Annotated in this window: 9 protein-coding genes and 1 pseudogene; 9 read left to right on the forward strand and 1 reads right to left on the reverse strand. The window is 61.7% G+C overall.

The window, feature by feature from the left end:
* Positions 1 to 173 precede the first annotated feature (173 nt).
* The 7 genes and pseudogenes from ACIGKQ_RS24995 to ACIGKQ_RS25025 all read left to right on the forward strand — a co-directional run bounded on the left by ACIGKQ_RS24995 (position 174) and on the right by ACIGKQ_RS25025 (position 3,597).
* Complete coding sequence (locus tag ACIGKQ_RS24995) at positions 174 to 638, forward strand: site-specific integrase (RefSeq protein WP_396575160.1); 465 nt, start codon at positions 174 to 176, stop codon at positions 636 to 638.
* An 89-nt stretch (positions 639 to 727) separates the two neighbouring features.
* A pseudogene (locus tag ACIGKQ_RS25000) lies at positions 728 to 823 on the forward strand (ATP-binding protein); the annotation flags it as partial.
* Positions 824 to 1,032: 209 nt separating this feature from the next.
* Complete coding sequence (locus ACIGKQ_RS25005) at positions 1,033 to 1,230, forward strand: hypothetical protein (protein ID WP_372475487.1); 198 nt, start codon at positions 1,033 to 1,035, stop codon at positions 1,228 to 1,230.
* 568 nt (positions 1,231 to 1,798) lie between these two features.
* Complete coding sequence (locus tag ACIGKQ_RS25010; protein WP_235726327.1) at positions 1,799 to 2,440, forward strand: nucleotidyltransferase domain-containing protein; 642 nt, start codon at positions 1,799 to 1,801, stop codon at positions 2,438 to 2,440.
* Positions 2,440 to 2,826 (forward strand): hypothetical protein, encoded by a 387-nt coding sequence (locus ACIGKQ_RS25015; RefSeq protein ID WP_235726328.1) that lies wholly within the window; start codon positions 2,440 to 2,442, stop codon positions 2,824 to 2,826. Before ACIGKQ_RS25010 ends, ACIGKQ_RS25015 begins: the two co-directional genes overlap by 1 nt.
* A gap of 232 nt (positions 2,827 to 3,058) precedes the next feature.
* Entirely contained in the window at positions 3,059 to 3,268 is a 210-nt protein-coding gene (locus tag ACIGKQ_RS25020; RefSeq protein WP_328714473.1) for an antitoxin MazE-like protein, read from the forward strand.
* On the forward strand, positions 3,265 to 3,597 hold the full coding sequence (locus ACIGKQ_RS25025) for a type II toxin-antitoxin system PemK/MazF family toxin (RefSeq protein ID WP_396575163.1): 333 nt from the start codon (positions 3,265 to 3,267) through the stop codon (positions 3,595 to 3,597). Before ACIGKQ_RS25020 ends, ACIGKQ_RS25025 begins: the two co-directional genes overlap by 4 nt.
* A 194-nt stretch (positions 3,598 to 3,791) precedes the next feature.
* Here the strand turns inward: ACIGKQ_RS25025 and ACIGKQ_RS25030 are convergent, their stop codons facing one another.
* Complete coding sequence (locus ACIGKQ_RS25030) at positions 3,792 to 4,427, reverse strand: TetR/AcrR family transcriptional regulator (protein WP_235726331.1); 636 nt, start codon at positions 4,425 to 4,427, stop codon at positions 3,792 to 3,794.
* Between the two features lie 128 nt (positions 4,428 to 4,555).
* On the opposite strand from ACIGKQ_RS25030, the gene ACIGKQ_RS25035 reads away from it, so the two are divergent.
* Together ACIGKQ_RS25035 and ACIGKQ_RS25040 are read left to right on the forward strand one after the other, a co-directional pair.
* A complete protein-coding gene (locus ACIGKQ_RS25035) occupies positions 4,556 to 5,752 on the forward strand; it encodes an aromatic ring-hydroxylating dioxygenase subunit alpha (protein ID WP_396575161.1) in 1,197 nt (398 codons plus the stop codon).
* A 31-nt stretch (positions 5,753 to 5,783) separates the two neighbouring features.
* Entirely contained in the window at positions 5,784 to 6,917 is a 1,134-nt protein-coding gene (locus tag ACIGKQ_RS25040; RefSeq protein ID WP_396575162.1) for a hypothetical protein, read from the forward strand.
* Positions 6,918 to 7,306: the final 389 nt, after the last annotated feature.

Raw genomic sequence — 7,306 nt, forward strand, 5'->3', positions numbered from 1 at the left:
CATCAGCATCACGGGAGGCCCGCCTACTCTGGCGGAGCCACACGGGTGAGGAATTCAGATGAGCATCACTGGGGAATTTCGATGAGCGCCGTCAACTGCCCGCGATTCGTCGACTACCCGCACCGATTCCCACCGACCAGCTCCGCGGCCTGATCGACCGCACCGACGGCGCCATGGCCAAGCTCGTCGTCGCGCTGATCGCCATCCATGGACTCCGCAAGCAGGAAACCTGTCAGCTACAGCTCGACGACCTCGACCTTGCCGCCGGGCGCTTGCTCGTCCGCCGCGACCCTCGCCATCACACCGTCTACCTCGACGAACTGACCCACACACTCGCCGCCTCCTGGCTCTGCGAACGCCGAGAGCGGTGGAGCCGAACCGATAACCCGCACCTGCTCGTCAGCCAGGTCACCGCCGACGATCTTGCACTACCGCCCGTCTCGAACCGGGTGCTCGATACGATCTTCGAGCGACTCGGACTTACCCCGACCCGGCTGCGCCGCGACCGCATCCTCGACGAGGCCGCCCAGACCGCCGACCCCGTCCACCTCATCCGGGTGTTCGGCATCAGCGCCAAAACAGCGATGACCTACATCCAGGCCGCCCACCCAGAACGCCGCTCGACCGGCCCCCGGTGAGGAACCCAACCCCAACTCGACAAGAAAGACCAACCGACGCACGGGTTCCCGCAATTCCCCACGCGGGAATTCGCGAACCCACGCGCTTTCGGCTGCTGCACCATGCCCACCTGTGCCAGACCAGCGGCGACTCCGTGCGCCTGGCCCAAGCACTCGCCGGAAAGGGGGTCACCGCCCTCAACTGACCATCCCCGGTGGCGGACCAGTGGGCAGAATCATGTCCGCCACCGGGCACCCCTTCATGACCGCCTACGGGCAGTTTCCATGTCCGCCTATGGGCACTTACCGATGTCCCTTGACAACGCAAATGCATGGAGTTCCTACTGCCACACCTGGCCGACATGCCTTGCGCCACGATCACGCTGGAATCCCGAACCAACAGGACGCGAGCGACATGGACATGCTGCAAAAGCTCCGCGCCCGACAAGCCGTCGCCCCGACTCTGCGAATCGACCACGCTATCGGCCGTCACGAACCGGCGCTGTGGGTGGCCGACATCGTGTGCGGTGCCGTGGTGCAACAGCGGTGCGGCCGCGGGGACTACCTCGACATACTCGGCTCCGGTGTCGAAATACACACCATCGGCCCCTGAAAGACCGCGAGCCACAGGCCTCGTCGTCCGGCGAGTAATCCTGTGGCTGACTTCCAAACCCACCGCAATGGGCTGGCTACGGCTCCGAGTGTAGCCTCACTACGCGGCTACACGCCACCACCCGGCTTGACTCACGTAATCTGCCCGCGAAACACTCTCGGTGCCTCACATAGGTTTGCCCGCGAAATGGTGATCGTCGGGGGATGGGAAGTGGGTTGTCGATGCGGTCTCGGGCCGAGGCGACCAGCAGGTTCGCGCGGAACGCGGTATGCAACAGTTTTACTCGTAACGCTGCATATTCAATTGCTGCATATTCCAATCACTCGAACCGGGGCGCGCAGTCTGGCTAACTGGCAGCTTCGCGCAGGAGCAAGCCTGGGCGTCGGAAGTGGTGCGGCGTGGCGAATGAACGAGCGGGGTGCTGACCGGTCAGATAGGCCGCTTCGCTGTGCCGTACGACTCCGGTTCGCAGGAATCTCCTGCGTGACTCGTGGGCAATTCCATGCGACCAAAGCCAACTATAGTTGTGTTATTCTAACTTTAGTTGCATTCTCAGGAGGTGTCGGGCGTGCAATTGAACAAACCATTTGCCACGGTAACGCCGACCCTGGACGGAGACGTACTCGCGGTGTTGGCGTCCGCAGACGCTACGTTCACGATCAGCCAGGTCCATCGCATTCTCACCACGGCGTCGGCTGAGGGCATCCGCAAGGTCCTCAACCGACTCGCCATTCAGGGCGTGGTGTTGCACGACCAGGTGGGTAGGACGAATACCTATCGACTCAACACTGAACACCTCGCCGCTGAGCCGATCATGGCGTTGGCACGTCTGAACTCCGCGTTTCTGAACCGTCTCGAAGAGCACCTCCGAGAGTGGGGTAAGACGCTGCGGTACGCTGCGGTTTTCGGGTCGGCGGCGACGGGGCATATGCGGCGAGACAGTGACATTGACCTGATCCTGGTGCGCGCCGGGGACTGGGGCCGCGAAGGTGACGACGTGTGGGGGCATCGGGTGACAGAGGTTGCCCGGCTCATCACAGCGTGGACCGGCAACGACGGCCGCATAGTCGAGTACGCTGCGGACGAATTCCGCGCCGCGGCTGCCGCGGGTGAACCTCTGCTTCGTGACGTGGCGGAGCAAGGCCTCACCGTTGCGGGTACGCGGTCCTGGTTCAACGCGCAAATGCGCCCCGCGTCGGGGAGGTTCTGATGGCGTCGCAGCGCGACTGTGACTCCGCGGTCATCGCAGGGCGGATGTCGAAGGCGAACGAGTTCTTGGATGCCGCTGAGCATCTCGGGGAGGAGATGCCCAACGCCGCTGGGGACTTGTACATCGACGCTGGCATCGCAGCCTCAGATGTCATCTGCTGTGTTCGCCTTGGTGTGCACTCCAATACCGGCAACCACGCCGAGGCTGCAGCCCTCCTGAAGCGTGCGGACAGCGGATCCGAGCGACACCTGAACACGCTGTTGAACCTGAAGAACAAGGCTGCGTACACGCATCAGGACCTAACCTCCGCGGAGCTAACGCGGATGATCCGCGCAGCGCAGCACTTGGTTGAGTCGGCCAAACTGGCAGTAGCCGCTCGCGGATAGCGCACACGCCGACTCATTGAGTTCGAAGTCCCAGATCTGTGTCATCGAGTCTCAACTTGGGTGTCAAAGTCTCATCTACTTTGTCATCCGACAACGGCACGCTGCTGAATAGTGTTGCGGGGCAGCGTGATATGCAGGCTTTTGCTGGTGACCCTGCATATTTGATTGCTTCATATTCGACAGCCGGCGCACAGCCCGACCACTTCGTAGCGTTACATGTAACATGGGGGCCATGGCAGTGAGGGACAGGGTTGGTGAGTATCGACGCCGGATGCGTGAGCGCGGTTTGCGACCATTGCAGGTTTGGGTCCCTGACGTGCGCACGCCCGAGTTTGCCGCGCAAGCCCACACGCAGTCGCTGTTAGCGGCACAGGCAGATGCCGATGGGGACGAGCAGGATTTCGTCGAGGCTGTCGCCGCGCCGTGGGACGACGAGACGTGATTCGCGGCGAGATCTGGACCGTTGCGGGTGGCGTGTATGCGTCCAAGCCGCGGCCTGCCGTCATCGTCCAGGACGACCTCTTCGATTCGACTCTGTCGGTGGTGGTTGCGCCGATGACGAGCCGGCTCATCGATGCACCGTTGTTGCGGATTCGCGTCAGGGGCGACCGCGATGCGATCTCGGGTCTCGAACGAGACAGCGACGTGATGGTCGACAAGCTGACCGAAGTACGACGGTCGAACGTGCTGACGCGTGTTGGTCGGCTGACGTCCGAACAGTTAGTGGAGGTCGAACGCTCACTAATGGTGTTCCTGGGACTCGCGCGATGATGCGATGCGAGGTGGCAGCTCAATGTCGGGAGGGAGGGTGTTCGCGACCACCGAATCCCGGTGCGCTGCAACTCAATATGCCGAGTTTTACTGGTAACCCTGCATATTCGATCCCTGCATATTCCGATACGGACGCGACAAAGTTGTAAAGTCTTGCCACGCAACTCGTTCGGTGTTCAGTGACGCTCCGAGTTTCAGGACTGAGCTCGGGCCACCGACGTGGACGTCGAACTCTTCGCCTCGATGGCCGTTCCAACCCACCGATGCAGGAATGCGCGTAGCTCGTTTGGGGGACGAGGAGGGGCGCCCGGGTCGACGAGGAGTGATTGGACGAACCGGAGCATGACTTCGACGAGCTCATTCATGTCGGCGTCCGTCCATCCATGTCCGGCCCAGTCGATCGGAAGGTGGTCGACGATCACGCGTCCTATGGCGATGGACCGCGTAGCGGTGACCTCGGCGGTGAGTTCTGTGTTGTCCGGTTGAACGAACAGCAGGGCGAATCGGCGATTATCTTGAAGGCGCTCGAAGGTTAGGGCGACTGCCTCGACTATCGCGTGGGAAGGTTCGGTGAGACCTTCAAGTGACCGCGCCAAGTCGTCGAGGAACTCGTTGGTGGCGTGTTGAGCTGTCGCGACGAGCAGCGCTTGGCTGTTGGGAAAGTACCGGTAGACGGTCTGGCGAGCGATACCCAGCTTCTGTGCGACCTGACGGATGTTCACATCGGTTGCACCCGACTCCATCAGCTCTCCTGCGGCGGCGATGATGCGTTTCGCAGCCTCGTCGTCGTCGGCCGGGGGAATCAGGCCGGCCCATCCATGTGTACGCACCTGCCCATTGTGTCGTGCTCGTCGATCCTAGTGGCGTATTGGATCGGGGGATCGACGCGAACGACTAGACATAGAACGTGTTTCATGTATGGTCATCGGCAAGGGCACTGGTGACGAGAGGACCTGGCATGACGACGTTCGAGAACCCCACCCCGAGCACGGGACCGACCGCCAGCCCGTTCGGAGCTGAGCTCACTCGACGAGCATTGGACCTGGCAGTTGCCAACACCACGGACATGGCCGAGTCGACACTGCGGGTGCCCCTGTCGTATTACCGCGATGACAAGATCGCCGAGTACGAACGGAACCAACTGTTGAGAGAGACGCCGCTTCCTCTGCTGGCATCGGCTCAGATCTCGAAGAATCATGACTATGTCGTGCGCACGGTGCTCGACGATTCGTTGCTGATCACCCGTGACCGTGACGGGCAGGCTCACGTCTTCTTGAACTACTGCCGCCACCGTGGCGCGATGCCGGCTTGCGGGGCAGGGAACAGCCGACGATTCACATGCCCGTACCACGCATGGGTTTACGACAACAAGGGACAGCTGCGCGGGATTCCGGGCAAGGCAGGGTTCGACGACGTCAATCGTGACGAATACGGTCTGGTCGAGCTACCCAGCGAGGAGCGTCACGGATTCATCTGGGGTGTCCTCAACGCCGATGCGCCGATGGATCTGGACACGCACCTGGGTGAGTGCGGTGCCGAACTCGCACGGTGGAACTACCAGGACTACCAGTACCATGACGAGCGATCCCTGAACTCCGCCGTCAGCTGGAAGGGTGGGCTCGAAGCCTTCGCTGAGGGTTACCACTTTCCATTCGTCCACGGCAACAGCGTCATCGGACAGAACACCATCGCGAACACCCACGTCTACGACGAGTTCGGCCCGCACCACCGTATCGGCTTCCCGTTCAACTGGGTTCGGGACCTCGAGGGTATGCAACAAGACGAGTCGTGGAATGACCCGACTGCGCAGATGGGCATCATCTATTGGGTTTATCCCAACCTCATCCTGGCCAACAGTCCTGTAGGAGTCGAGGTCATCGACATTCTGCCGGGTGATTCGGCCACGAGTTGCGTTGTGCGGCACAGTTGGATGGCGAAGTACCCTGCGGAGAGTCCTGAGCAGGTGGAGATGTATGCTGGCATATTCGCACAGGTTCATGCCGCTGTTCGGGACGAAGACTTCGCGATGCTCCCTCAGTGCGGTGAAGGAGTGCGCCGCGGGCAGCATGACCACATGGCCATCGGGCGCAACGAAATCGGCGTGCAGCACATGATCCGGGTGATGGCGGACAGGATCGGGATCTCTCTCACATGACCGCTGATGTCGCGTCGGCACTGGGGGAGGGATGAGCGCAGTCGACTGGGGTCGCCTGGAAGGTGATCTCACCGAGGAGATCGTCTCTGCGGTTCGGGAAGTCACGACGCGGTCTGCGGGGTCGGCGGTGTACGGCGCTGCGCTGACCGATGTTCATGCGCGGGACATGCTGTTCCTGTGGCCAGCCATCCGGGTGGCCACTGGCGTACCGGATTGTGCTGTGGCTGATCGGGGATGGGACGTCGATAGTTGGCCGGTGCAGGTCGACTGGTCAGGCAGGGGTGACAAGTGGGCTGAGACGCTGACAGCTTCCGTTGGTCTTGGTGACTACCTCTGGGATTCGGTCACCGCCCGGTTCCGCGAAAGTCTGGTGAGCGCATCCCGCCGCGCGACTCGAGCGCTGATCAGATCTGGTGCCGTCAACGAAGCGTTCGCGGTCGTAGTCCACGATCCGGACGATCCCGTTGCTGCGATGAAGAACTCACTCAACGTCGAGCAGCTTGCAACGCTGTTCCCGGAGCTGTACCAGCTCGCGGAGATCGAGGACCAACTCTCTCGACTCTCGGAGCCTGAACAAGTCGAGCAACTGGTCGAGATACTCGTACACGCCGATTCCCGCGTGCAACATCACCTGGCGCACCGTCTGTTGGTTGCCGCCGGACCGACGGCTGTTTCACGCGTTGTCGCCGCGCTGGGCCTGCTTCCTTCGGAGGCGGCCGCGTCGGGTGGTATCGATCGCGTTCTTGACGTCCTGCTCGCGATCGGCGAGGTTGACGATCAGGCCGCCGAGCGAATCGTTGCGTTTGCAGAGGTTCCGACGACAACGGCAGAGGTTCGAGCGCGTACCGTGTCCGTGCTGAGTGCCGGCGGCCAGACCTGTAGAGCAATGAATCTCCTCGCGGATCTGCCGGACAATCTAGCTGGCAGGGCGGTGAGTGCTCCGTACGTCGATGGCGAGCGAAGATGTCGGCTCGACTACGCACCGATTCGTGAAGTTCTCGCTATGCGCCCGGAGCTGGACGAAGTGATGGCTGCAGAACTCACGTCCGATCGGATCCAGGACATAGGGCACGAAGACCTACGGACAGCTGCGGATGCGCTGGACTCACCGTCGCGCTTCATCAGGCGGCACGCGTCGATCGTGCTGCTGTCGTCTCACCTGTAGGACTGTCGGTGTCGGCTGACATCGCAGTTGGGAGGAATGACGCCAACCGGGGAGTCGGTGACCTGCATCAATGATTGCGAAGGTGATCTATCGAATGTCAGGCGATCTGAGACAAAGTCAGGATCTGCGCCTCGCCCTGAACCGAGTGACAACGACAATGAGACTGCGCGAGGATATTCCGTCGGGTTCTCGGCGTCACACTCCCAAGTGCCTGTCATCGAGTCTCGCATTGGGTGTCTGTCAGCGGACATGAAAAACTGCCCATGGGCGGTCACGAAAGTGCCCGCTGACGGACAATAAGGACTGCCCACTCGCGGTCACGAAGCTGCCCGTCGGCGGACACGATTTTGCCCACACCTGTCTCATCCGACGGCGCGTCTGCGCTGAGC

The sequence above is a fragment of the Gordonia sp. NPDC062954 genome, from assembly GCF_044543825.1.
In the GTDB taxonomy this organism is placed as follows: Bacteria; Actinomycetota; Actinomycetes; order Mycobacteriales; family Mycobacteriaceae; genus Gordonia; species Gordonia tangerina.

Coding starts and splice junctions, on each gene's coding strand:
- ACIGKQ_RS25015 (WP_235726328.1), top strand. CDS start 2,440: ATGGCGTCGCAGCGCGACTGTGACTCCGCGGTCATCGCAGGGCGGATG.
- ACIGKQ_RS25035 (WP_396575161.1), top strand. CDS start 4,556: ATGACGACGTTCGAGAACCCCACCCCGAGCACGGGACCGACCGCCAGC.
- ACIGKQ_RS25040 (WP_396575162.1), top strand. CDS start 5,784: ATGAGCGCAGTCGACTGGGGTCGCCTGGAAGGTGATCTCACCGAGGAG.
- ACIGKQ_RS24995 (WP_396575160.1), top strand. CDS start 174: ATGGCCAAGCTCGTCGTCGCGCTGATCGCCATCCATGGACTCCGCAAG.
- ACIGKQ_RS25005 (WP_372475487.1), top strand. CDS start 1,033: ATGGACATGCTGCAAAAGCTCCGCGCCCGACAAGCCGTCGCCCCGACT.
- ACIGKQ_RS25020 (WP_328714473.1), top strand. CDS start 3,059: ATGGCAGTGAGGGACAGGGTTGGTGAGTATCGACGCCGGATGCGTGAG.